The 21,553-nt window shown below is 58.3% G+C and carries 26 protein-coding genes; 18 read left to right on the top strand and 8 right to left on the bottom strand.

The window, feature by feature from the left end; translation table 11 throughout:
- Nucleotides 1-10: 10 nt before the first annotated feature.
- Complete coding sequence (locus Q7F16_RS27590; RefSeq protein ID WP_144090981.1) at nucleotides 11-529, bottom strand: BRCT domain-containing protein; 519 nt, start codon at nucleotides 527-529, stop codon at nucleotides 11-13.
- Between the two features lie 151 nt (nucleotides 530-680).
- Nucleotides 681-1,031: a DUF7079 family protein gene (locus Q7F16_RS27585; protein ID WP_409557104.1), complete on the bottom strand. Its 351-nt coding sequence runs from the start codon at nucleotides 1,029-1,031 to the stop codon at nucleotides 681-683.
- 155 nt (nucleotides 1,032-1,186) lie between these two features.
- On the opposite strand from Q7F16_RS27585, the gene Q7F16_RS27580 reads away from it, so the two are divergent.
- The 13 genes from Q7F16_RS27580 (at nucleotide 1,187) to Q7F16_RS27520 (ending at nucleotide 10,451) form a co-directional block, all read left to right on the top strand.
- Nucleotides 1,187-1,516 carry a type II toxin-antitoxin system HigB family toxin gene (locus Q7F16_RS27580; protein WP_014339452.1) on the top strand — a complete coding sequence of 110 codons (330 nt, stop codon included), beginning with the start codon at nucleotides 1,187-1,189 and terminating at the stop codon, nucleotides 1,514-1,516.
- Entirely contained in the window at nucleotides 1,513-2,001 is a 489-nt protein-coding gene (locus tag Q7F16_RS27575) for a helix-turn-helix domain-containing protein (protein WP_014339451.1), read from the top strand. The genes Q7F16_RS27580 and Q7F16_RS27575 overlap by 4 nt, the downstream gene beginning before the upstream one ends.
- 244 nt (nucleotides 2,002-2,245) lie before the next feature.
- A complete protein-coding gene (locus tag Q7F16_RS27570) occupies nucleotides 2,246-2,827 on the top strand; it encodes a hypothetical protein (protein ID WP_409557103.1) in 582 nt (193 codons plus the stop codon).
- A 49-nt stretch (nucleotides 2,828-2,876) separates the two neighbouring features.
- Nucleotides 2,877-3,440: a GNAT family N-acetyltransferase gene (locus Q7F16_RS27565; RefSeq protein ID WP_046063723.1), complete on the top strand. Its 564-nt coding sequence runs from the start codon at nucleotides 2,877-2,879 to the stop codon at nucleotides 3,438-3,440.
- 58 nt (nucleotides 3,441-3,498) lie between these two features.
- Nucleotides 3,499-3,864, top strand: coding sequence for a VOC family protein (locus Q7F16_RS27560; RefSeq protein ID WP_041476060.1), 366 nt, complete (start codon nucleotides 3,499-3,501; stop codon nucleotides 3,862-3,864).
- On the top strand, nucleotides 3,855-4,658 hold the full coding sequence (dapF, locus tag Q7F16_RS27555) for a diaminopimelate epimerase (protein ID WP_409557102.1): 804 nt from the start codon (nucleotides 3,855-3,857) through the stop codon (nucleotides 4,656-4,658). The genes Q7F16_RS27560 and dapF overlap by 10 nt, the downstream gene beginning before the upstream one ends.
- Before the next feature lie 446 nt (nucleotides 4,659-5,104).
- Complete coding sequence (locus Q7F16_RS27550; protein WP_409557101.1) at nucleotides 5,105-5,593, top strand: GNAT family N-acetyltransferase; 489 nt, start codon at nucleotides 5,105-5,107, stop codon at nucleotides 5,591-5,593.
- 100 nt (nucleotides 5,594-5,693) lie between these two features.
- The gene (locus Q7F16_RS27545; RefSeq protein ID WP_409557100.1) at nucleotides 5,694-6,791 is read left to right on the top strand and encodes a sterol desaturase family protein; all 1,098 of its coding nucleotides are present in this window, start codon (nucleotides 5,694-5,696) and stop codon (nucleotides 6,789-6,791) included.
- A complete protein-coding gene (locus Q7F16_RS27540; protein ID WP_409557099.1) occupies nucleotides 6,788-7,603 on the top strand; it encodes a suppressor of fused domain protein in 816 nt (271 codons plus the stop codon). Before Q7F16_RS27545 ends, Q7F16_RS27540 begins: the two co-directional genes overlap by 4 nt.
- Before the next feature lie 70 nt (nucleotides 7,604-7,673).
- A complete protein-coding gene (locus Q7F16_RS27535; protein ID WP_409557098.1) occupies nucleotides 7,674-8,288 on the top strand; it encodes an alpha/beta fold hydrolase in 615 nt (204 codons plus the stop codon).
- An 89-nt stretch (nucleotides 8,289-8,377) separates the two neighbouring features.
- Nucleotides 8,378-9,001 (top strand): SMI1/KNR4 family protein, encoded by a 624-nt coding sequence (locus tag Q7F16_RS27530; RefSeq protein WP_409557097.1) that lies wholly within the window; start codon nucleotides 8,378-8,380, stop codon nucleotides 8,999-9,001.
- A gap of 194 nt (nucleotides 9,002-9,195) precedes the next feature.
- A complete protein-coding gene (locus Q7F16_RS27525) occupies nucleotides 9,196-9,993 on the top strand; it encodes an alpha/beta fold hydrolase (protein WP_046063732.1) in 798 nt (265 codons plus the stop codon).
- Nucleotides 9,994-10,181: 188 nt separating this feature from the next.
- Entirely contained in the window at nucleotides 10,182-10,451 is a 270-nt protein-coding gene (locus tag Q7F16_RS27520; RefSeq protein ID WP_152667552.1) for a hypothetical protein, read from the top strand.
- A gap of 29 nt (nucleotides 10,452-10,480) precedes the next feature.
- On the opposite strand, the gene Q7F16_RS27515 is transcribed toward Q7F16_RS27520, so the two are convergent.
- On the bottom strand, nucleotides 10,481-11,167 hold the full coding sequence (locus Q7F16_RS27515; RefSeq protein WP_409557096.1) for an HD domain-containing protein: 687 nt from the start codon (nucleotides 11,165-11,167) through the stop codon (nucleotides 10,481-10,483).
- Nucleotides 11,168-11,286: 119 nt separating this feature from the next.
- Nucleotides 11,287-12,747, bottom strand: coding sequence for a transporter (locus Q7F16_RS27510; protein WP_409557095.1), 1,461 nt, complete (start codon nucleotides 12,745-12,747; stop codon nucleotides 11,287-11,289).
- Between the two features lie 131 nt (nucleotides 12,748-12,878).
- Between Q7F16_RS27510 and Q7F16_RS27505 the strand changes: the two genes are divergently transcribed.
- Nucleotides 12,879-13,379 (top strand): Lrp/AsnC family transcriptional regulator, encoded by a 501-nt coding sequence (locus Q7F16_RS27505; RefSeq protein ID WP_046063735.1) that lies wholly within the window; start codon nucleotides 12,879-12,881, stop codon nucleotides 13,377-13,379.
- Nucleotide 13,380: 1 nt separating this feature from the next.
- Here Q7F16_RS27505 and Q7F16_RS27500 read toward each other — a convergent pair whose 3' ends face one another.
- The 4 genes from Q7F16_RS27500 to Q7F16_RS27485 all read right to left on the bottom strand — a co-directional run bounded on the left by Q7F16_RS27500 (nucleotide 13,381) and on the right by Q7F16_RS27485 (nucleotide 17,035).
- A complete protein-coding gene (locus tag Q7F16_RS27500) occupies nucleotides 13,381-14,430 on the bottom strand; it encodes an alpha/beta hydrolase family protein (RefSeq protein WP_409557131.1) in 1,050 nt (349 codons plus the stop codon).
- A 99-nt stretch (nucleotides 14,431-14,529) separates the two neighbouring features.
- Nucleotides 14,530-15,207, bottom strand: a complete 678-nt coding sequence (locus Q7F16_RS27495) for a phytanoyl-CoA dioxygenase family protein (RefSeq protein WP_409557130.1) — start codon at nucleotides 15,205-15,207, stop codon at nucleotides 14,530-14,532.
- Nucleotides 15,208-15,413: 206 nt separating this feature from the next.
- The gene (locus tag Q7F16_RS27490; RefSeq protein WP_339505179.1) at nucleotides 15,414-15,692 is read right to left on the bottom strand and encodes a short-chain dehydrogenase; all 279 of its coding nucleotides are present in this window, start codon (nucleotides 15,690-15,692) and stop codon (nucleotides 15,414-15,416) included.
- Nucleotides 15,693-16,141: 449 nt separating this feature from the next.
- Nucleotides 16,142-17,035: a hypothetical protein gene (locus tag Q7F16_RS27485; RefSeq protein WP_409557094.1), complete on the bottom strand. Its 894-nt coding sequence runs from the start codon at nucleotides 17,033-17,035 to the stop codon at nucleotides 16,142-16,144.
- Between the two features lie 298 nt (nucleotides 17,036-17,333).
- On the opposite strand from Q7F16_RS27485, the gene Q7F16_RS27480 reads away from it, so the two are divergent.
- From Q7F16_RS27480 to Q7F16_RS27465, 4 genes are all read left to right on the top strand, one after another.
- A complete protein-coding gene (locus Q7F16_RS27480) occupies nucleotides 17,334-19,523 on the top strand; it encodes a GAF domain-containing hybrid sensor histidine kinase/response regulator (protein ID WP_409557369.1) in 2,190 nt (729 codons plus the stop codon).
- A 90-nt stretch (nucleotides 19,524-19,613) separates the two neighbouring features.
- Nucleotides 19,614-19,865 carry a hypothetical protein gene (locus tag Q7F16_RS27475; RefSeq protein ID WP_225919106.1) on the top strand — a complete coding sequence of 84 codons (252 nt, stop codon included), beginning with the start codon at nucleotides 19,614-19,616 and terminating at the stop codon, nucleotides 19,863-19,865.
- A gap of 349 nt (nucleotides 19,866-20,214) precedes the next feature.
- Nucleotides 20,215-20,625 (top strand): glycine zipper domain-containing protein, encoded by a 411-nt coding sequence (locus Q7F16_RS27470; protein WP_014339430.1) that lies wholly within the window; start codon nucleotides 20,215-20,217, stop codon nucleotides 20,623-20,625.
- 654 nt (nucleotides 20,626-21,279) lie between these two features.
- Nucleotides 21,280-21,546, top strand: coding sequence for a hypothetical protein (locus Q7F16_RS27465; RefSeq protein WP_046065791.1), 267 nt, complete (start codon nucleotides 21,280-21,282; stop codon nucleotides 21,544-21,546).
- Nucleotides 21,547-21,553 lie beyond the last annotated feature (7 nt).

The following is a 21,553-nucleotide window of genomic DNA, read 5'->3' as shown; positions in this document are numbered from 1 at the left end:
ATCGGATGTCTCAAGGCATCTCGCCCGTAGTGAGCAAGTTCAAAAACTGTTCCGCATCAAAGATGAAAGCACCAGCCGCTAGTGCCTTTGCAACCTTGGTCGGGCCGGCGTTATCGCCATAGCAAAGAAACGTCAGAGTCTTGCCGGGAGTACTCATCACCCTTAACCCAAAATCCTGCGCCTTCTGTTCGAGCTCTGCACGATGCGCTGCAGCAAAACCAGTGAAAAGAATTTGATTTATCCCGCCGGGCGGCGACTTGGGGTGGGGGCAATTGGAGGCGGCCCCAAGTGCTGCCAAAGCAGACGGTTTTGGTTTTGGCGAAAGCCTTGGAGCGGGAGGGGCGGCGTCGTTCAGTAATAGCTCCGCGCCCGACAACATCTCGACAATTCGATCCTTTCGGAAGGTTTTTGGGAATGAGTCGCCAGTGGATCGTCCCTGAATGTAGAGTGAGTTCTCTGACCACTGGATCAGTTCACGGACACTCAAATTACCCCTCGCATCTTTGTAGCTGAACTTGATAATCGTCACTGCGTCACTCCCTGTGATTTTCACATTACCGGCCAAACCAGCATCTACCCGGAATCCTTCCGGTATTCGTTACGGTTGGGAAACATTTGATCCTCGACGTATGCCGTCGAAATCTACCACCATTACTTCGTCACGAGGCAATGCAGTTGTATCAAGCGTATCCAGGTGGGAGCCGCTTCGCGACCTGGCTCCAACACCTGGCAATCTCCTTGGCAATGCTGCCGCGGCCTTTCCTGGGCTCCAGCTCATCGCTTGCACTGAGGTGCTCCAGCAGCCATTCGTCCGTCCATCCCGCCCATTCACCCGCCACGGACCTGAGGTTCGCTTCGAGCACCGGGAACACTTCATTCCACAGGATGCTGTGGATTTCCTTTGGCGAATAATTGGTTTCAAGGACTACGCGAGCGATGTGGTCGCAGGTCAGGTCGTCGATCTCGGTATCCAGGAAGAGCGAGGAAAGGGCTTGCCAGGTTTTCAGGCGGTTCGAGTCGACAGGGTTCATGTTTTTGTCTCGGGATGTGTAGGTGATAACCCATTTGGCCCAATGCTGCCGGCCAAATCGTCTGCTTGCCACCGTATGAGTCCCGCTGCCGCCAATAAACTGGAGTTGTGAAAAAACACAACCAGAGTACCGTCGGCTCAAAGACAAGGAAGCCCATGGATATACTCACGCCATCACGTTTTGACGACGCTGCGATTTTGTACCCGAACGACAAGGCCGGGCTTGATCGATGCCTGCGCATTTTGAGGATGGCACGCCCCAAAGCGTTCGCGGACCTGCAAAAGCTGTTCGGTACGCACGGTGTTTTGTTCAAGCCCAGAGCCGCAATGAACTGGGTGGTGATCGACGTAGGCGGCAATAATCTCAGGGTGATAGGTGGCGTCAACTACACCCGGCAGAAGTTCTGCGTCAAACACATCTACACGCATGCCGATTACGACGTTGCCAACAGTTGGTATGCAAGAAACAAGGGGGTAAGACGATGAGCGCAGCCTGGAACGAATTTCAAACCGTGATCGCAACGCTTGGCGAGCTACATGCGTTACTGGATCGCCTGCGCGGTGAGTTTGTGCGTGGCATCAAGACCCCTGCGGACTATGAGCGTGCGACCGACCTGCTCGATGCGCTCACCGACGGGCGCGAACTGAGCAAGACCGAGGAGGAAATTCTCGTTGAGCTCGAGGACGAAATCCTGGGCTACCAGCGCAACTGCGAACAGTTTCGCGAGTCGAATGCCGCTTTTGAGGCGACCTGCACGCCTGTGCAATTGATCAAGGATCTGATGGAGACGCTCGGGCTCACCGGTTCAGACCTCCCTGAAATCGGTGATAAAACGGCGGTGTCCAAAGTGCTCAATGGCGATAGACCTATCAGCCACAAGATGGCGTATGCGCTGGCGGAGCGGTTTGCGATGGAGCCGAGTGCTTTCTTGACTGCGGCCTCAGCAAAGGTGACGGCTCATATCGAATGAATACAAAGTAGTAACTTCGAACGGCCGCAGAAAGACAGCCAAAGAGCCGGACAAGGGGTAGGGCAATCATCTGCTGATCAAGGGGCAGGGTTGGTTGTCGATTCACGGAAGTTCAGGATGACACGCGCCCCGATACGTCGGCCATTGCAGCCAGTCCCCGAACCCTCTATAAAATCTCGCGCTGGCATCGCGTTCCTCTCGACCGTCGTTGGCCCTGGATATCTGACCCGCATGGAGCATCATCGTGAGCCAATCGCCACGCCCCCTCAACGCCCAAACTGACATTTGCCCGCGCGCGACGTCCCGCGTCCTGCGACATGCCTGGAACTTCACCTTACTGACCCTGCTCACCGGCTGTGGAGCGCTGTCGGATGTCCGCTCTTTCTCCACCCCTTACTCAACGCCTGACGGTGGCGAGACCGCGCGCTTGCGGGTGATCAGCGATGGCATGGTCAGGGCCGTACCCAAGTCCGATTGCGTGGACTTCCGCCTGCCGGGCGCGGGCGTCATGGTGGCGTTCCGCGATGGCTACGCCAATCGCAACGGCGAAAGCCTGGGCATGCCAGATGACGACAAACACTCATCTTCCACGGTAATGACTGAGCTGCTGGTGCCTGCCGGGCAGCCCATTGCTTTTCATTACATCGGTGCTCAATGCTACAACATGTTCAGCTTTGTCCCTAAGGCAGGGGAGGATTACCAACTGGACGCTGCGGGGCGTTATGAGTGTGGGGTGAGGCTCAAGCAACTGCCCGCGGCAACGACGCAACTTCCCCGTTCATTCTTGAAGGACAGCAAACTGTGCAGGGTGACGGAGAACTTTTAGCGTGGAGGGTTTTCCCAGGACGCCATAACGTTGAAAAAGGAGTTTCATCATGAGCCCCAGCCCCACGTTCCAAACCCACCGCCTCATCCTCACACCCCTTGAGCTGACGGATGCACCGGCGATCCAACAGCTATTTCCCCATTGGGAAGTGGTCCGTTACCTGGACAGCCGCGTGCCCTGGCCTTACCCGGATGACGGCGCGCTGACGTACGTGCGCGACCATGCACTCCCGGCTATTGCAGCCGGACGCGAGTGGCACTGGATGATCCGCATTGCTGAAGAACCGACACAGGGCATCGGCAGCATCAGCCTCTACGATCAGCCTGGCAACCACCGAGGTTTCTGGCTGGCGCCGCAATGGCAGGGAAAGGGCTACATGCGCGAGGCTTGTGAAGTGATCAATGCCTATTGGTTTGAAGCGCTGGGGCGCCCTGTCATGCAAGTGCCCAAGGCGGTGGGCAACCAGGCTTCGCGCAGGATTTCGGAGCGCGAAGGCATGCGTCTGATCGGGACGCAGGAAGGGGATTTTGTCTGTGGGGTTTTGCTCAAGGAGGTTTGGGAGATGACGCGCGAGGCGTGGTTTGAGAGGAAGGCCAAATTCGGAGCACATTGAACGGAATCAAGCTTGGCCATCATGAATTTCATCGCCAATAATGATCAAGGAAGAACACATGCAACCGTCACTCAATCGAATCATGCTGTATGTCCGGGACGTTCAAGCGACCTGCGATTTTTATGAGCGTCATTTCAGTTTTACCAGTGAAAGAAAAACCGATGACCGCGTCACCGAATTGAGCCCGGCAAACGGTGGCGCGATCCTGATGGTTCACCCGGCAGGGAAGGCCGTTAAAACAGGGCAAGTCACCGTGAAGCTTGTCTTTGATCTCCAGGATGTCGAGGGTTTCAAGGCCAAGTGCCTGGCCCAAGGCCTGAGGTTTGGCGCTACGCACAGGGCGGACGGTTATTCTTTTTCCAACGCCAAAGACCCTGACGGTAATTCCATTTCCATCTCCAGCAGGGCGTTTGCATGCCGCTGAACTTTCAAAAGATGCATGCCAATGGCGATGACTTCGTTATTGTCGATTCGCGACATTCGGCCAACCCGGTGACGAGTGCCATGGCCCAGCGAATGGGGGATCGGAACCGGGGCGTGGGCTTCAACCAACTCGCGGTGTTGCTCGATTGCGACGATGCCGATGCGCGCGTGATGTTCTGGAACGCGGATGGCTCCGCGCTGGACGTTTGTGGCAGTGCGACGCGGGGGGCGGCGGATATGCTGATGCGCGAAGCAGATGTGACTTCGGTAGCGCTGCGCACTAACCGAGGTCTGCTCACGTGCGAACGTACTCCGACCGGCGACATTTCCGTCGATATGGGTGTGCCACTTTTCGGTTGGTTGGACATTCCTTTGGCGCAAGAGCGGGATACCGCTGTGTTGCCACTTGCCGGCAGTCCAGCCGCCTGCAGCATGGGAAATCCGCACTGCACCTATTTTGTCGATGATCTGGCAACCGTTGATATCGCGACCATCGGCCCGGCCATCGAAACCAACGCGCTGTTCCCGCTCAAGACCAATGTGCATTTCGTTCAGATCATTGATCGCACGCATATTCGGTTGCGCATCTGGGAGCGCGGTGCTGGGATCGCGCTGGGTTCAGGTTCTTGCTCGTGCGGCGCGGTTGTTAATGGAATTCGTCGTGGTTTGTTGGACCCGCGCGTTGAGGTTGAATGTGATGGCGGAAGCGTGACGGTGCAATGGAATGGTGTAGGTTCGGTCTTTCTTATCGGGCCGGTGGAGGCGAGTTTTTCGGGGACGATGAGTCAAGGCTGAGTCGGCAGGTGTTTCAATCCTGGAGCAGGGATTTGCAGGACATTCAGTGCGTCAAGAAAATCTTCATTTGAGTCAGTTTGCGGATTTCTCTTAGCTCGCAGCAGCTCTTAACGCGTTCAGGCTGCGCTTCACAGAACGGGTACCCACCGCCAATCTCCTGTGGGAGCGAGCTTGCTCGCGAAGGCGGCAACAAGTTACAACATGGTTTGAATAGATACACACTCCGTGGCGAGGGAGCTTGCTCCCGCTCGGCGGCGCAGCCGTCGTAGACCGATTGATGCAGTTTGTCCGGAAGAACGTTTTGGGGCGGCTTCGCCACCCAGCGGGAGCAAGCTCCCTCGCCACAGGACTATGGAGATTTGCATCATTTCTCGATGATCCTGAGCCACGGCCAGCGAGCTTGATAACTTTTCGCGCACCAAGTGCATAGATCTCAAAGACGCCCAATGCAATTGCAAAGCAGGCCAGTGACGGCTGATGACATCAAGACCCTCTGTAGTTTTGCGCAGGACGCTCGGGAACTGTTCTATATGTTCCCGAAAGCCCAATACCCTCTGACTGAGGCTCAGCTGTCTGACGCCATCGCTCAACGATTCGATTCGACGGTCGTCGAGGCTGGGAGCCGTGTCGTTGGTTTTGCTAACTTCTACCGGGCTGAAAAAGGTGGGGTTTGCTGTATCGGCAATGTCATCGTTGCCCAAGAGGCTCGAGGTAAAGGCGTTGCCAGTTTTCTCGTGGAGACGATGACGGCCCTGGCGTTCGACCGCTATGACGCCACTGAGGTGCAGGTATCGTGTTTCAATGAAAACACGGCAGGCTTGCTGCTTTATCCAAAGCTGGGCTTTTTGCCCTTCGCTGTCGAAGAGCGAGTTTCTCCAGATAATCGTAGAACCGCACTCATCCATATGCGTCGTGTTAGATCGGGCCGCCCCTAGATTTTTTTGAGCGGCCACCCCCAGAAAATGCCTGAAAACCCAAGCCCAGCCCAACGCGACTGATTTACAATGCCGTTCCTTCGACAGAGACCGGCCTTTCGTGGATGCGTTTTCCCTTGTCTATCAACACCTGAGCGCATGGGTAATCGCACCCGTCACCCAGCAGTTCCTCGGCATTTTCAACCTGAACGGCCGCCTCGGCGTCCTGTTTCTCTGCGCCTCCTACGGTGTCGCCTATGGCCTGTATCGTTTCAGAAAACACCGCGGCCTGACTGACGCTCGTTCGTTCTGGCAATTCATCGGCGGTCGTGGGGTGTACCTGCATCGTTCGGCGTTGCTGGACTATCGCTACTACTTCGTCCGGGCCATTCTCAAGATTGCCTTGGTGTTGCCCATTGTTCATCTGGTCGATCCGTACATCCTGCGCTCCGGGGATTACCTGGCTTTTTTCAGCAACCTCTGGGGCGCGCGTCCGCGTCTGGGGGAGAGTCTTTCGCTCGCCTTGCTCTACGGGCTAGGGGTGTTCCTGGTGAAGGATTTCGTCCACTACTGGGCGCACCGGGCGTTTCATTCGCGCTGGCTCTGGGCGTTTCACAAGGTGCATCACTCGGCGCCCGTGCTGGTGCCGGCTACGGCCAGTCGGGTGCATTTTGTGGAGAAGATCGTCGAGAAGCTCGGCGTTACTGCCTGCCTGGGCCTCTTCGCGGGTGGCTTCTGGTACGCCTGTGGTGGTGAGATCAGCCGCTACACGTTGTTTGGCGTGACGTACCTGGTGTTCATCTTCAATAGCCTGGCGGCCAACTTGCGTCACACCCATGTCTGGCTGTCCTTTGGCCCGCTGCTGGAACATGTGCTGAACAGTCCGGCCCAGCACCAGATCCACCACAGCGATGCACCGCGTCATTTCAACCGCAATTTCGGCGTCAACCTGTCGCTGTGGGACTGGATGTTCGGCACGCTCTATGTCACCAGCACGCAGCCTGAGCACTTGCGTTTCGGCACCGGAGAACAGGACCACCAGCGTTACCTGACGGTGTATAGCCTGATTGTCACGCCTTTCGTCGAAACTGCTCGCAAGTGCCTGCCCGCGTTTTCATATCAACGCCAACACGCCACAATGCGCCCAACGCCGGCCATCGGATCAGCGAGTGCTGACACGGGCGAGGTTGAACGAAAATCCAGCAAGGAACGCCCATGAATTTCTTCAAAAAGCTATTCGGTTCATCGAAAGCCCCTGAAACCCAAGACGACCAGCCTGCGCCGCAACCCCACGAGCTTGGCGACCTGATCGAGGCTGAAGCCGCCAATCTGGCCGTCCGGGAGGCTGGCGCAGCGTGCCTGGATCGTCATTGGAGCGCTGTCGGCACGGTCGAGCGGGATGTCCTTGCCTACCTGATCAGCCCGACCTTTTCCGGCGGCCCGTACTGGCCTTCGACCCGCCAGGCCTACCGTGTGGTTCGCCGTGGCGACACGATCATTCTCGCCACTGAAGGCCTGTCCGACCCATTCGATGATACGGAAGGAATGGGCAACGGCTTCGAGATGGAATTGTTCGTCGAAACCGCGGATATCCCCGAGCACGCCTATGGCCCCGTGGGGGAGGTCGATCCTTTCAAAGGCAGCTGGGCCTTCGAGCTGCTGGAGCACGTCGCCAAAACCGTGGCCGACGCTGGCGGTATCACCCACCAACTTGACCAGCACGGGGCGCTATCCCTTGAACTGCCCGGGCTCAGCCAATCGCACCACATGAGCGATCAACTGCCCAAACTCTTCGTGACCGATGACGACTCCACTGGCGTTCTGCTCGGCGCGCCGGAACCGGATTTTCCGACCCAACTGGATGACATGCCTTTGTCCCCGGTCAGATTGGTACCGGTGGTATTGATTACGGCGGCGGAGCTGGAGTACGTGCGTTCGGGAGGGCGAGCGGCGCGGGAGGAATTGGTGAGTCGTTTGCAGGCGGCGGGTGTTGGGCATATGAGCAGCCTGCAACGGGCGAGTGTGGTGTGATGCTGGAGCCGGTCATCGAACCTGGCGGCCTCCTGCTGACCCTTTCAATTCCACCCTCAAGGACGAACCCGTGACCGCATCCCCCGCCAAACTCATCTTCCTGCCCGGCGCCTCAGGCAACACCCAGTTCTGGTATCCGGTCGCCGAGCGCTTGGCCCACCCGGCGCAGCAAGTACACATAGGCTGGCCCGGTTTTGGAGACACGCCACCCGTTCCCGGCGTGACCGGCATGAGCGACCTGGTGGCGCGTGTGCTGGCCGAGATCGACCGACCCACAGCGCTGGTGGCGCAATCCATGGGCGGTATCGTCGCTGTGCTCGCAGCTCTTGAACGCCCTGAACTGATCACCCACCTGGTGCTGACTGTCACCTCGGGCGGGGTGGACATGTCGGCGCTGGGCGCACAGGACTGGCGCCCGGATTTTGCGGCGGCCAACTCGACACTGCCGAGTTGGTTTCTCGACGACCGCACCGACCTCACGTCCCGCTTGCTCGAGCTGCGCATGCCGGTCCTGCTGCTCTGGGGCGACGCTGATCCGATCAGCCCCGTTCGCGTCGGCCAGTACCTTGCCCAACTGTTGCCCCGCGCTGAACTGCACGTTTTCCCTGGCGCCGATCATAGCTTGGGCTTTACTCACGCACATGAGGCGGCGAGGCTGATCGAGAGACATCTGGCCAACGAGTGAGCGGAGCACTTGTTATCAACGTGTCGGACTGATTGTGCGGCGCGGCGTGTTTCAAGACCTTCAGGACCCAATACCTTTTCGAGATATCAATGACTGACTACCGCGGACTCATCCTCGAAGACACCCGTGAAGGCGCCACCGACCGCGCCATCGCGCAACTGGAAAGCAGCTTGGGGGCTCGCTTGCCGGGCGACTATCGCCAGTTCCTCAAGACCTGCAACGGCGCCTACGTGGAATACGATGTGCTTGCAACGCTCGCCAATGGCGATGAGGAACTGCTTAGTTTTTCGCTGTACGGGCTGGACCCGGACAAAGAGTATGAATCCAACCCCTTTGAACTGGAGCAACTGCGGGCCCAGCCCGGCTTCCCCGCAACGGGATTGCTGCCGATCGGTCGCGACGGCGGCGCGAGTATCTTGCTGCTGGATTTGCGGGAAGGGCGCCAGGATGTGGCGGCGATGGTGGCGGGCTTGCCTGCCTGGACCGGTCGCCGTCAGCAGGGCGATGAGTACGTGGTGCTGGCGGATTCTTTCAATGGCTATCTGGATTCGCTGCATTTATCGCAAGAGCGGATCGAGGAGCATATCAATCACTTCATCATCAGCCCTGAGAGTATTGAGGCGACGTTGGAGTGGTTGGATAAGGGCAGTCCGGGGTGGCGGGAGCGGTATCGGGAATTGTGGAATGCGAGGGTTGTGGATCGGTTGATTTGAAGACTGATTGGGTGGATGAATTCCGCTTTTAAGCTGGTCATGACTGACCGCTTTCGGCCATACGCCCGTCGGCGCCCTCGCCTGTTGACCCTGATTCAAGAGATTGATAGGGTTGCCTCTCTTTCAAAACGCCCTCCCGGTTCGCCGGGAGGGCGTTTTCGTTTTGGTTCCCCCAGCCACAAAGGAACCATGAAATGAAAGCCCCCGTTGAAATCAGCTTCGGATCTGACACCACCTTAGGGTATGTGCGGTACGGCAATGGCCCCACTCACGTGCTGGTCATGCATGACTGGCTGGGCGACCACTCCAGCTACGACGCCGTCATGCCCTGTCTTGACGGTCACGCGTTTACCTATGTTTTCGTTGACGTGCGTGGCTACGGGCAATCCATTGAATTGGCTGGCGAATTTACAGTAGAGGAGATTTCCTCCGATTGCCTCATGCTCGTCGACCAGCTCGGTTGGACGCGCTTTCACGTGGTCGGCCACTCGATGACCGGGATGATCACGCAACGTATCGCGGCGGACGCCCCGTCTCGCATCGCGAGCGCGATAGCGGTGTGTCCCGTTTCTGCCGCTGGCAATCGGTTGAGTCCAGAGGCTCTGGCGTTCTTTGCCAGCACGATAGAAGACGACGAGGCCCTTCGGCGCCTGTTCAAATTCGTGACCGGAGGTCTCTCCGATGAGTGGGTTGATCTCAAGGTCCAACAAAGCCGCGACACAGTCTCACCAGACTGCCGGGCGAAGTACCTCGAAATGCTGGTCACAGCAAATTTCGTTGATGACGTTCGAGGCCTCGAAACACCGTATTTGATTATTGTCGGCGACAAGGATCCCGGACTTGATTCCGCGGCTATGACGCGCACCTTTCTGGCGTGGCATCCGAACGCAGAACTGCACGTCATCCCCAACTGCGGTCATTACCCGATGCAGGAGTGCCCGCCTTATTTCGCAACCCTTATCGAGGATTTTCTGAAACGCAACACCGGTTGACCTGAATGGCGGAAGCCAAGCTGTGCGCGGACGTATTCGGGCTCAGGCCCGAGTTGTCCGCAACGGGTCGATTGCTGCCCGTATCCATCGGCACTAATCGGCCAAAAGTAGTCATCCGATCTCGTTTTTTAGCTATCTCCCGGTCATGCGAAATGACCAACCCTTCGATTTCTTTCAGAGGTCGGTTCATGAGTTCGAATCTTACAGTCTCAAGTCTTTTAGGTCCGTGGTGTGGGGATTCACCTACAGGTCTGATGCAGCGTTGCAGGGAGGTCTGGGACACCCCTTTAGCAAATTTGAACGACCTGATGGTTGCCACTTTTTTGAATCAGGACATCGCTGTCATGCAGATGCTTATCGAAGCAAAGCGCCGCATAAAAGAGCAGGAACGAGATGGGAGCGAGTACTTTGAGGGCCAGCTTCTCGAAGCCATGAAGCGATTGCAGTCAGGGGAGTAAGTTATCCCTTCGCCGCTTGAATCCAGCCTTCAGTCGAGACGTTCGATGGCGCGTGCAAGATTTGCGCGTGCCTGCTGCTCGAATGCGTCGAAGTACGCTGCGGTTGTATAGATCCGCCCGCGCGCCAGGAAGCCTTCAAGGACCTGGCGCCGCTTTTGGCGGTACACAGGCAGAGGCACAAACTGATACTCGCTTCGAATTTGCTGGTCGTACTCCTCGAACCGTTCGAACGACGCTCCAAGGATCGCCAGGTCCGTGTCCACCAACACCGCTTCGTCTGCCGACGCCGGGGCGCCGTCGTGTCGCGTCACCATGATCAGGTCGTAAAGCCTGCGTCGCGTTTCATCGCCCAGGCCACTATCACGTGCCACGTCGTCCAACCATTGCGCACTGCGCAGCTCGTTGTCGCTGCGAAGGGGGTCGTAGATCGCGTCATGGAACCACAGCGCGAGGTCGATTTCGGCGGGGACCTGACAGGCCGCGTTGACGAATCGGCGCACTTGAAGGCATTCCTTCAGGTGCTGGAGGTTGTGGTAGGCGCGGTGCGGCTCGCAGTAGTGTCGAATGAGTTCTTCGTACGTCTCTCGTGACGCGCATCCGACGCCAAGCTCCGCCCAGACGCGAGCCCAGGCGGCGAAACCCGTGCCATCAGCCACGTCTAGATCGCCCTGTGGGCTGGCCGGGAATAGACCGTTCTCTTCTGGCGAACCCGTCATCGTTTCTCCTGCGCTTCAAAAATGAAAAAGTGAAGAAGGGCCGCAACCCGATTTATGGTGGTTATTACAGTCGCTAAGTCGCACGTTGCTCATTGGGGCGCCCATCTGCCAATACCCTGCTATTCAAACCATCCATTCAGCAACGCCGCGCCCAACGCGACTAACGCGGTATTGAGACAGACCAGCGTGAAGCCAAACCTTACCAGTTCGCCTTCTTCTTTCGCCTGGGTCTTGGCAAGTCCCAGGATCAGCATGACAACCGACAGCGAGCCCAGCGCTGCATGCCCAGCCGAGCTGTTCTGAACGGCAGCCAGCAACAGGCGAGAGGATTCGGGCAACATGGCGATGGCCGGCATGAAGATCGCGTTGCCGCCAACATTCGATCCGGTCATGTAGCCTGACAGCGCGCCAAACAGGGCCACCAGCGACGTCGCGGCGGCGGGCGACAGGCCCGCCAGCATTTGCATCAAACCCGCGAGGAAGCCGGCCTTCACCATCATCTGCGACATCGCGAGGAAGAAGAAAATGGTCAACAGGGGTCGCTTCGCCCGCGCCACCAACGCAGCAGGCATGCTGACGTCGAGTGCTGTCTGGCGTTGCGTGCGGCGCGTGTGAAACCCTAGCCCGATCAGCACCAGAACCAGTGCCAGGCCGGGTGAGGCGAGTGGCTTCCAAGTGACTTGGGCGCCCTGTACAACCCAGTGATCCTGCCAGGAGGTGATCGCCCACACCATCTTCAACGCGACAATGCAGACAATCAGCATCAGATACGGCCATGCCTGACGCGGCCATTGCACCGCACCGCGCTCGCTATCGTTGCGGCGCAAGCGCCACAGCCCCGCAGAGAGTACCGCTGTGGCCGTCACCAGGCCCGCGGCCACGCCAGCCACTTCCGGCCCCAGCCACCGACTGGCACCGTAAAGCACGCCCACAAACAGCAGCCAGAAAGCGCCCAACGCCCTCCATTCCCGCGAGTCACGAACGCCTGCAAGAGATAGCGCGATTGCACTGAGGGCCAAAAAAACCGGTGCGCTGGTCAGTGCCGAGGTCGATGCCAGCGCAGGTGCGTCCAGGTGAACCAACGAAGCACCAATGACCGATGCCAGGCCCAGCGTTCCCCAGGGCATGATTGCCATGCCGGTCAGTGCTATTCGTAGCGCGACCCGACGTTCGAAGAGACTGAGCAGCAGGGGCACCGTGGCGATCAACGACACGCCGAAGCCGGTCATCGCTTCGAGCAACGGTGCCAGTCCAAGAACGATAAACACGACTTGATCGCCGCGTCCAAGCCCCAGCGACCGCACCCATTGGCTAAGCGCCAGGTTCACGCCCATGCGCTCAATAAAAATCACGAAGACCAGACCTGGAACGATCACGAAAGCCGTACTTGCAAACAGCACGGCCGTATCTTGAGCAGCGGCCACCATACTGCCCAGGCGCCACGCGTCGGCAGCGCCGGCGAGCCAGAGCACCAAGACTAATGCAGTGCCTGCAATGGCGGCGTGCATGGGTGGCCGGCGCAGCCCGACGAGCATGGCTGTAACCAACAGGACTGGGGAAAGATGGAACAGTGCGAGCATGCCAATAATATCCTGTGTGTGTTGCGACTAAGGCTGCGTACGCAGACTGCTGGCAAGATAATATTTCTCTTGGCTAGATAAAGGGGTGCGGTTTTCTGTTAGTTTTCGAGAAAATTTCTCACGGGTTTACCATGGCCAAAAACGACGCAGCACTTGAATCGTTGGACAAATTCGACCGGGCCATCTTGGACCTCGTCCAGCGCGACAACACGACGCCGCTGCGCCTCATGGCCGAGCAGGTCAATCTTTCCACGGCCGCCGTTCAGCGCCGCATCAAGCGGATGGAAGCGGGGGGCGTCATCACGGGCAACGTAGCCATCGTGGATCCCACCGCCGTAGGACGGCCGATCACGATCATTGTTGAAGTGATGGCAGAGCGCACCAGCATCGAGGCACTGGAGGCGATGAAGGCACACTTCGCGGTGCCCGAAGTTCAGCAGTGCTACTACGTCACCGGCGAAGTGGATTTCGTCCTGGTATTAACCGTTGCCAGCATGAACGAATACCAGGCGTTGGCGCGGCGATTGTTTGCCGAAAATTCCAACGTGACCTGGTTCAAGACAATCGTGGCGCTGGACCGTGTGAAAGTCGGGCTTGATGTGCCGAGCATGCCGGTGGGGATCGTCATCTAGCCTACTTCTCAAGCTCTCCAGGTGATTGCGCCAGAAACGCCGCGATCAGCGATACAACCTGCTGCTGAATCACCCCACGAGCACGACCGAGATCACCATCCTGACAAATAATGCCATCCCCCGGCACGTGCTCTTCGAGGATCTTCTGCGCATCAGGTTTGCACATCGACATGAAGCTGAAATGGCTCGCGTCTTTGATCTCAACGTAACGGCTTGATGCTTGGGGTAGACGTTTTACCAGGTTGGCAGATTCCAACTCGGCGGGAAGCTCTCGCGACGGTACGCCAGCCGCGATCACCAGGGCGGGGACAGGCAGCGCGGCCAAGCTTTTATCGGTCATGCCCCGTGAAAGGCCCAGGTCCAATGTCACCACCGCAGTGACGCGTTTATCGCGCCAATCGGCGGCCAGTTCGGCCTTTGATTCAGGGGTGCTGGCAGGGTTCATCAGTTCGTAAACGGTGCAGCTGGCTAGCTGCGGGTGGGTTTTACAGTCTTGGGCGAAGCGCTCTGGGTCGAAGCGAGCGCCGGCGATTTCCAGGACAGTCCAGCCGCCGAGTGAATGGCCCACGGCTGCAATTCGGCCATTGGCGACCCGGCCAAATTTTTCAGGTTGGGTCGTGACCGCATCGATGGCTCGGCGCAGGTCAACGGGTCGCTGCCATAACTGCGCCGCTGCTTGCGGGCTGCGGTCATGGGTGGTGCTGCCGGGGTGGTTGATGGCGGCGACGATGTAACCCTTCTGGGCCAAGGAACTGGCCAGCCAGATCTGGTTGCTCCAGTTGCCCCGGTATCCGTGGGAGAGCACCACCAATGGGTGTTCGCCGGCAGTGGGCGGCGCGTTACGCACGGCAGCTGCGCTGACAAACACCGCGTTATCGGCGATCAGTTGCGGGGTTTCGGTCGTTGCGCTGGGGTACCAAACGACCATCTCCAGTGCGCGGCCATTGTGCGGATCCGGCAGGGTGGAGGATTGGAAACCGACGGGGTTTTCGTCAGCAAATGCGGTCGTTGTCAGGCAGGCCAACAACAGGGCGCCGAAAGCTGTTTTCAATGTCGTTTCTTCCTTGATTAGACGAATGGGGTTGTCGACAAGCTCGGGCATTAAAGCTCAGATTCGAACCGCTGCGCATAACCTTTATCGACTAAAAACCTAGCCTCCGAAAGCAAACTCCGAGGGGGCGAAGCGGTCGCTGGTGTCCATACGAATATTGCGCAGCGCCACGGTTTCCAGGTGTGACGCGTAGAGCGACTCAGAGAAATAGCTGATCAGAATGGAACGACGGCGTGCGCCGATCACGTTCAGGCTGCCCGCGTGTACCAGGTCGACATCGAACACCAGGATGTCACCGGCAGAGCCTGAAAGCTGTACGGCGCGTGACTCGTCATTGAAGTCGAAGGGTGGGGCGCCCGGCTCAGGTCGATGGCTGCCGGGGACGATCCGTGTCGCGCCGTTCTCGGGGCCGTAATCGTCGAAAAACGCCAGCGCGATGGCGATGTCGCCTGGCCGCTGGGCTGACAAGTCGCGGTGCAGTTGTTGGTGGCCGTTACCCGCCAGGGGCTCGCGGCCTTCCACTTGGGAGAGGAAGAATTGCTCGCCGATCAACTCACCTGCCACCGACAGTAGCTGGGGTAGACGACATACGGCCTGAATCTTTGAATCATCGTCCAGCATCGAATAGCGCCAGTCCATGCCGCGGGGCACTGGCCATTGGTCCGACGGTTTCACGCCCGCATCAAACACGGCACGAAGGTCGGCCAGCCACTCGGTCGGGATCGCTTGACGGAGCAGGGCGTAGCCGTCTTGGTGGAGTTGTTTGCGGTCAGGCATGGTTTTTTTCGACATCCTTGTGCGGACCTTTGGAAGGCTAGTATGCAAACCAAAAGTGGGACTACCGTAATGCTACTCCCGCAAGAAAAACGATGGACCGTGGCGAGGGAGCTTGCTCCCGCTTGAGTGCGAAGCGCTCACAAAAGGGGCTGCTGCGCAGCCCAGCGGGAGCAAGCTCCCTCGCCACAGGTTGTCGGTTGGCAGGCTTATAGAGTGGAACCTGCCGGTGCCGCATCCAATCGTCGCGCAATCACATCCATCACATCGCACCCATCACGCAGTGGGATGCAGCAAAGCTGCGCCAGATCTTGCAAGGTCGCGGGGTCGATGGTCTGTCCATCGCGCATCGCCAAATTCTCCAGGAACTGGGTAGCGGCACGGATTCGGTAGGAGGCTGAGTCGAGCAGGATGTGTAGCGGGGCGGTGGTATCGACGTAGAGGGGTTGGTCGTCGGCGTTGCTGGTAAGGCCCATATATCGGTTCATAAGTAAGCTCCACTGGGAAAGTTTCACCACCTAATCGTCGCCAAACGAAAGGTGGCAACTGTACGCAGGTTGGCGAACCGGAGTGGAAGCCGGCAGACCCGGAGGTCTCCCGCGTACAGCTGCCATAACGACAACTTTACAGATGCAAGAACGCCTGCAACAAAACAAGCGTTTTTGCATCCCACTGCGGGTCGCCAAACCCGGTCGCCATTTGGGCGACGCCAAGACTATAGTCGCCTCAGCAAAAAATACGCAAGGGATTGATAGGGAAGGGGATTCCCAACCATATGTAGGATGTTGCCATCGTCGTAAGCATCCGAGCTGTACGTCTTACAACGCCGTAGGCCGTCACCTACATCTTTCGATGGGTAAATGTCATGGAAGTGGGATGGGGGTGACGAACACAACTAGGTACGGATACGTACGGATTGGGCGGGATTTCAGTATCGCTAATAGAAAGTCCCAGCGAGATTGCCGTTCTCTACGAATTCACGCGGCTCGCGTAAAACTTGCTCCAAAATTGCGGATCTCGAGCCGCTTTCCTGGCGTAGAAGGGTACCGACGAGTAAGCCTCTTTTAAACGTTGCGAGCCCAGCGCCCGCCTTTCGGCTTCCTGGATGCTCAAAACTCCACTCTGCCAAATCTTCATCCAGAAGCTGTCCGCCCGCAACGTCGCGGAAGGTTTTACTTTCGAAGTCGTAGCAAGCATTTCGTACCTCCGGCACGTAGAAGGCTAAGGATTCATATGCTGTCTCAAGCATACGTTGGATATTGCCGATAGTATCATCGTCTATCCATTTGATCGACGGGATGCCTAGCCGTTCATCACCGTCAATCTGGCGTTGATGCGGCCTGATGTGATTAGTCGTCCGTTGTTTTAGGGCTGAGGAAAGCATCGCGTCAGTCCGTCGGCGCGCAGCAATGTCTGAAAGCCCCTCAGGATCGCCAATAAATTCTCGCCTAGTATTCGCTGCAAATGCGCCTACCGCAGCGTAGATACCGTTACCTCCTCGACCGGGATCAACCAAACTGACGTCGATCCAAACCTCGCCAGGCGTCACCATCACCGAAAAATAGTGACCATTTGTTCCACCCGTACGGAATGTGTAGACCTCTGTGTCGACGTAATGTTTTTCGGCGACGACACTTACGAGTTTAGTGCCAAGACTCACTTCTGGCATTAACTGGCGCAGATCTGTGGCATTGCTGTTTTGGTATAGAAATAGGTCCTCGGTTACTGCCAAGCTTTGTAAGCATCTGGCTGCAAAAGCATCATCGTGTGACTTGTCTCTTGCGGCATTCTCGTCTTTCAGGCCGTCCTGAACTCCTTCAATGTTCTCCATCAACGCCAGATGCTCCTTCTATCGAGTCAGCAAACCCATTTGGCATCTGGGCAATCCCAAGACTATGAACGCCCCCACAAAAATCACGCAATAGATTGATGCGCAGGCCAATTCCCAACGATATGTAGGACCTTTCTGTAGCCCCACCCCCCATTTTCGCCTTTCATCCCCCATTTGCCCCCCGACGCCTCCCACAATCCAATCGCGCATTCCCACCCGGCGCGGGATAATACGGCCCTGCTTGGGGTCACAAGCTTTTCCCCTCGTTGGTATTGGCGGCTCAGAAGGATCGAACGCAATGACAGATTGGCTCCAGAGCTATGGAGAAATGGCTGAGCGGGTTCGCCGCCATCCTTGGGAGGACACGCCGCTCGGGCCGCTTGCCCACTGGCCTGATGTATTGAAGACCACCGTGGCGCTGAGCCTCGCCTCGCATTTTCCCCAGGCCATCGTATGGGGGCCGGACCTGATTACGTTGTACAACGATGCGTTCCTGCCGATCCTCGGCAGCAAGCCCGAGGCGCTGGGGCGGCCGTTCAATGAGGTTTGGCAGGAGGTCTGGAACGATATCGGGCCGATCGTGCAGGGCGCCTTCGATGGGCAAGCGACCTTTATAGAGAACTTCCCCCTGGTCATCGAGCGCGGCGGCGGTCCTGAGCAGGCTTATTTCACCTTCTGCTACAGCCCCATCCGTGACCAGTTCGGCAAGGTCGTGGGCATGCTGGATACGGTCACCGAGACCACGTCCACGGTGTTCATGACCCAGCGCCTGGCCGTGCTGGATGCCATCGGCAATGCCGTGGCGAACGCCACCGACCCGCAGAGCATCATGGCAGCCACCACACGGATCCTGGCGGCGCACCTGAACCTGTCCAACTGTGCCTACGCGGACATGGATGAGAACGAGGACGGCTTCACCATTCGCGGCGATTGGGCCAGGATGGGGTCGCCGCATATCCTTGGGCATTATCGACTGGCTGATTTCGGTCGGCTGGCCGTCACTAACCTGCGGGCCGGCAAGCCGCTGGTGATCAACGATAACCTCAAGGAACTGGCGCCGGAGGAAGCGGCGGCATTCCAAGCCCTTGGCATCGCGGCCACCATTTGCGTGCCGTTGATCAAGGGCGGGCGATTGACCGCGCTGATGGCGATCCACGATAAAACGCCGCGGGTCTGGTCATCCTACGACCTGGCGCTGCTGATGGAAGTCACCGAGCGATCCTGGGCCCACATCGAGCGCGCCCGTGCCGACGCTGCCGTGCGCGAAGGCCTGGCGGCCCTGGCCGAATTGAACGCGACGCTGGAAGAACGGGTCGAGGAGCGCACCACGCGCTTGAAACAGACCGAAGCGGCGCTGCGCCAATCGCAAAAGCTCGAAGCCATCGGCCAGCTCACCGGCGGCGTGGCCCATGACTTCAACAACCTGCTGACGATCATTCGTTCTTCGGTCGACTTCCTGCGCATGCCCAGCCTGTCCGAGGAGCGTCGGCAACGCTACATGACGGCGGTGTCCGAAACCGTTGAGCGCGCCTCCAAGTTGACCAGCCAGTTGCTCGCGTTTGCCCGGCGCCAGCCGTTGAAGCCGCAAGTCATCGATGTGGGCAAGCAAGTGCAGAGCCTGGGGGACATGCTGCAAACCGTCACCGGGGCACGGATCCAGGTCCACGTCGAGTTGTGCGATCGGCCCTGTTACATCCGGGCGGATCTGAGCCAGTTCGAGACCGCGCTGATCAACATGGCCCTCAATGCCCGGGATGCCATGAATGGCCAGGGCACGTTGTGGCTTCGGCTCAGCTGCGGCGGTGGCATGCCGCCGATCCGTGGTCATGCCGGGGCCGGACAATCCTTTGCTGCCATTGCCCTGGCGGATACCGGTACCGGTATTGATTCGCCAGTGCTCGAGCACATCTTCGAACCTTTCTTCACCACCAAGGAAGTGGGCAAGGGCACGGGGCTGGGCTTGTCCCAGGTGTTTGGCTTTGCCAAGCAGTCCGGTGGCAACGTCGATGTTTCGACCGTGGTGGGCGAGGGCACGGTGTTCACCTTGTACCTGCCGGAAGTGGCGCCCGAGAAAAACCATGAGCCTGTCCGGGAAGAGCACACGCACCTGCTTCCGGAAAAGGGCAAGTGTCGGGTGTTGATCGTGGAAGACAACCTGGAGGTGGGGCGTTTTGCCAACCAGATCCTCCAGGACCTGGGCTACGAAACCGCCTGGGCGACCAACGCCGAAGAAGCGCTGGAAATGGTTGGTCCGGATGCGATGGCATTCGACGCGATATTTTCTGACGTAGTGATGCCCGGCATCAGCGGCATTGCCCTGGCCAGGGAACTGCGCCAGCGGCGCCCGGATTTGCCGGTGGTGCTGACCTCTGGTTACAGCGAAGAGTTGGCCCACAGCGGCCATGAGGGCTTTGAATTCCTGTCCAAACCCTATTCCGCGGATCAGGTTTCCCGGGTTCTAAACCGGACGATACTGGGGACTGAATGAGTGTTTCCTTTTTGAAACAGTGAGTTCCATTCGTCGGCCAAGGGCGTTGTTGAATCAACAGTCTGTTGATGACCGACTAGTCTCATTGCCGTGAAGGTCAATATTGTCAGGCAACCGGTTGTTGCCGGTATGGGCCTCGATGAAAGGGGAAAGGCAATGGGAGCACCGTACAGCGAGGAGAACACTGCCGCGTATCCGATCAATGAAGGGTTGCAGTGTGGCCAGTCGGCCTATCATGCGGACTTCGGTGACGAGCCGATCAAGTCCATCAGGACGAAGGTGGCCAAAGTGCAGCGAGGGGAGAAGGCCAAGTTCTTGCCCAGGGTCCCGGTCAGAAAGTGACGTGGATCGTGGTAGGGGAGCTTGCTCCCGCCGGGCTGCATAGCAGCCCTTTTTTTTGATCGTTGCCAGGGACGCTTCGCGTTCCGCTTCTGGGGCTTCTACATAAATATTTTTCATCTTTTCTCAACTGGCGTTTTCTTTCACGTTTCTTTCACAAGCAGGTACGTACTCTCAGCTCATCCGTTAGAAAGCAGTACCTGCCCGTTTCCCCAGCGGGCTTTTTTTTGCCTGTCATAAAATAAACCCCCATTTCGTTGTCCAACCGTTATGGCTGACGCTGTCTGGCGTAAACTCGCGCCCGCGCGCACCGGCCATTTCTCCCCGATGCGGCATTTTTGAGGTTTCTATCATGCGTTTGACTTTGTCCACCTTGGTACTGGGGTTGGTGGTTGCCCAGGGCGCGATGGCTGCCGGCGACGGTACCGCCGCGGTCGGCGGTGGTCTGGGCGGTGTGTTGGGCAACGTGGTCGGCCAGCAGATGGGCGGCAGCACCGGCGCCGCGATTGGCGCGGGCGTCGGCGGCGCAGCCGGCAGTGCGGTGGGCGCTCGCAAGGGCAGCCGCACCGAAGCGGCCATTGGCGGTGGCTTGGGTTCGGCCGGTGGTTCGATTGTCGGTAACCGCCTGGGCGGCTCCACCGGTTCCACCATCGGCGCAGGCATCGGCGGCGCGGCGGGCGGCGCGTTGGGCAGCAACCTGTCCAATGACAACGACGGCCACTCCGGTGGCAAGAAGCACAAGCACAAGAAAAAGCATCGCTAAGCCCATGCTTGGATGAATAGACCTGGCCTTGTGCCGTGATGCTGTTCACTTGGTAAAAACGGCGCTTCTTTCAGAAATGGGAAGCGCCGTTTTTTTGGTGCTTCTTTTGATGCCCAAAGCAAGCGCAACAGACAGCTCCAGCCGCTATGCAACCGCACCACCGCCATCGCGAGCAAGCTCGCTCCCACATTGGGCCGCAGTGAACACAGAACTCATGAACACCCAAGATCACCTGTGGGAGCAAAGCTTGCTCGCGTGGGGCCAGCAACCCCAACATCCATGTGACTGAGCCACCGCCATCGCGAGCAAGCTTTGCTCCCACAGATGTGATGGGTGTATGACCGGGAGAACCAGGTCGGCTATCAGGCCGCCACGCGGTGGCCCACGGAGCAATGCTTGTGTTCAGGCACACCGAGCCTAGGCGAGACACCGAGTGGTGGGGCAAAAGCGTTTTGCTTACTTTTGACTGGGCCGGCTTCCGGGCTTCTCAAAAGTGAGCCGCTGGAAGAGCGGAACCATAAGCGGCCGTTACTACAAAAACGGATATACACTCCACCTGACCCCCCCAAAAAAAACGGCAAATCAAAATCCCCGGAACGATTGCCACCCCCCCGCTTCGAACTCATACATCCATCAACAATTGCGAGGTGTACCATGACGCCGCAAACGCAAGACAAGGACGAGAACGACTCCTCGGGCACGCCTGTCGTCAATGACCCGGGCAATGAAGACCCCGGTTCCCTGATGGATGACGCCCAGGTCCCCTTGATCGAGGAGGATGAAACCCCGGAATACCCGCTGCCTTCGCCCACCAACTCCCTGAGTCGCGACCAGCGTCCCCCCAACGACGATGAGGATGTCGAGGCAACCCCCGATGACCCGGACATCGCCGGTGACGATGCCTCCGGCAAGCCGAGCTGATCGCAGG

Source organism: Pseudomonas sp. Lb2C2, assembly GCF_052112205.1.
GTDB lineage: Bacteria > Pseudomonadota > Gammaproteobacteria > Pseudomonadales > Pseudomonadaceae > Aquipseudomonas > Aquipseudomonas kilonensis.
The sequence above is the reverse complement of the archived record's forward strand: the minus strand, read 5'-3'. Positions and strand labels throughout refer to the sequence as shown.

What these genes read in the sequence shown, in the direction of transcription:
- Q7F16_RS27585 (WP_409557104.1), bottom strand. Translation starts at nt 1,031, where the DNA reads ATGAACCCTGTCGACTCGAACCGCCTGAAAACCTGGCAAGCCCTTTCC.
- Q7F16_RS27580 (WP_014339452.1), top strand. Translation starts at nt 1,187, where the DNA reads ATGGATATACTCACGCCATCACGTTTTGACGACGCTGCGATTTTGTAC.
- Q7F16_RS27575 (WP_014339451.1), top strand. Translation starts at nt 1,513, where the DNA reads ATGAGCGCAGCCTGGAACGAATTTCAAACCGTGATCGCAACGCTTGGC.
- Q7F16_RS27565 (WP_046063723.1), top strand. Translation starts at nt 2,877, where the DNA reads ATGAGCCCCAGCCCCACGTTCCAAACCCACCGCCTCATCCTCACACCC.
- Q7F16_RS27560 (WP_041476060.1), top strand. Translation starts at nt 3,499, where the DNA reads ATGCAACCGTCACTCAATCGAATCATGCTGTATGTCCGGGACGTTCAA.
- dapF (WP_409557102.1), top strand. Translation starts at nt 3,855, where the DNA reads ATGCCGCTGAACTTTCAAAAGATGCATGCCAATGGCGATGACTTCGTT.
- Q7F16_RS27550 (WP_409557101.1), top strand. Translation starts at nt 5,105, where the DNA reads ATGCAATTGCAAAGCAGGCCAGTGACGGCTGATGACATCAAGACCCTC.
- Q7F16_RS27540 (WP_409557099.1), top strand. Translation starts at nt 6,788, where the DNA reads ATGAATTTCTTCAAAAAGCTATTCGGTTCATCGAAAGCCCCTGAAACC.
- Q7F16_RS27530 (WP_409557097.1), top strand. Translation starts at nt 8,378, where the DNA reads ATGACTGACTACCGCGGACTCATCCTCGAAGACACCCGTGAAGGCGCC.
- Q7F16_RS27525 (WP_046063732.1), top strand. Translation starts at nt 9,196, where the DNA reads ATGAAAGCCCCCGTTGAAATCAGCTTCGGATCTGACACCACCTTAGGG.
- Q7F16_RS27520 (WP_152667552.1), top strand. Translation starts at nt 10,182, where the DNA reads ATGAGTTCGAATCTTACAGTCTCAAGTCTTTTAGGTCCGTGGTGTGGG.
- Q7F16_RS27515 (WP_409557096.1), bottom strand. Translation starts at nt 11,167, where the DNA reads ATGACGGGTTCGCCAGAAGAGAACGGTCTATTCCCGGCCAGCCCACAG.
- Q7F16_RS27510 (WP_409557095.1), bottom strand. Translation starts at nt 12,747, where the DNA reads ATGCTCGCACTGTTCCATCTTTCCCCAGTCCTGTTGGTTACAGCCATG.
- Q7F16_RS27505 (WP_046063735.1), top strand. Translation starts at nt 12,879, where the DNA reads ATGGCCAAAAACGACGCAGCACTTGAATCGTTGGACAAATTCGACCGG.
- Q7F16_RS27495 (WP_409557130.1), bottom strand. Translation starts at nt 15,207, where the DNA reads ATGCCTGACCGCAAACAACTCCACCAAGACGGCTACGCCCTGCTCCGT.
- Q7F16_RS27490 (WP_339505179.1), bottom strand. Translation starts at nt 15,692, where the DNA reads ATGAACCGATATATGGGCCTTACCAGCAACGCCGACGACCAACCCCTC.
- Q7F16_RS27485 (WP_409557094.1), bottom strand. Translation starts at nt 17,035, where the DNA reads ATGGAGAACATTGAAGGAGTTCAGGACGGCCTGAAAGACGAGAATGCC.
- Q7F16_RS27480 (WP_409557369.1), top strand. Translation starts at nt 17,334, where the DNA reads ATGACAGATTGGCTCCAGAGCTATGGAGAAATGGCTGAGCGGGTTCGC.
- Q7F16_RS27470 (WP_014339430.1), top strand. Translation starts at nt 20,215, where the DNA reads ATGCGTTTGACTTTGTCCACCTTGGTACTGGGGTTGGTGGTTGCCCAG.
- Q7F16_RS27465 (WP_046065791.1), top strand. Translation starts at nt 21,280, where the DNA reads ATGACGCCGCAAACGCAAGACAAGGACGAGAACGACTCCTCGGGCACG.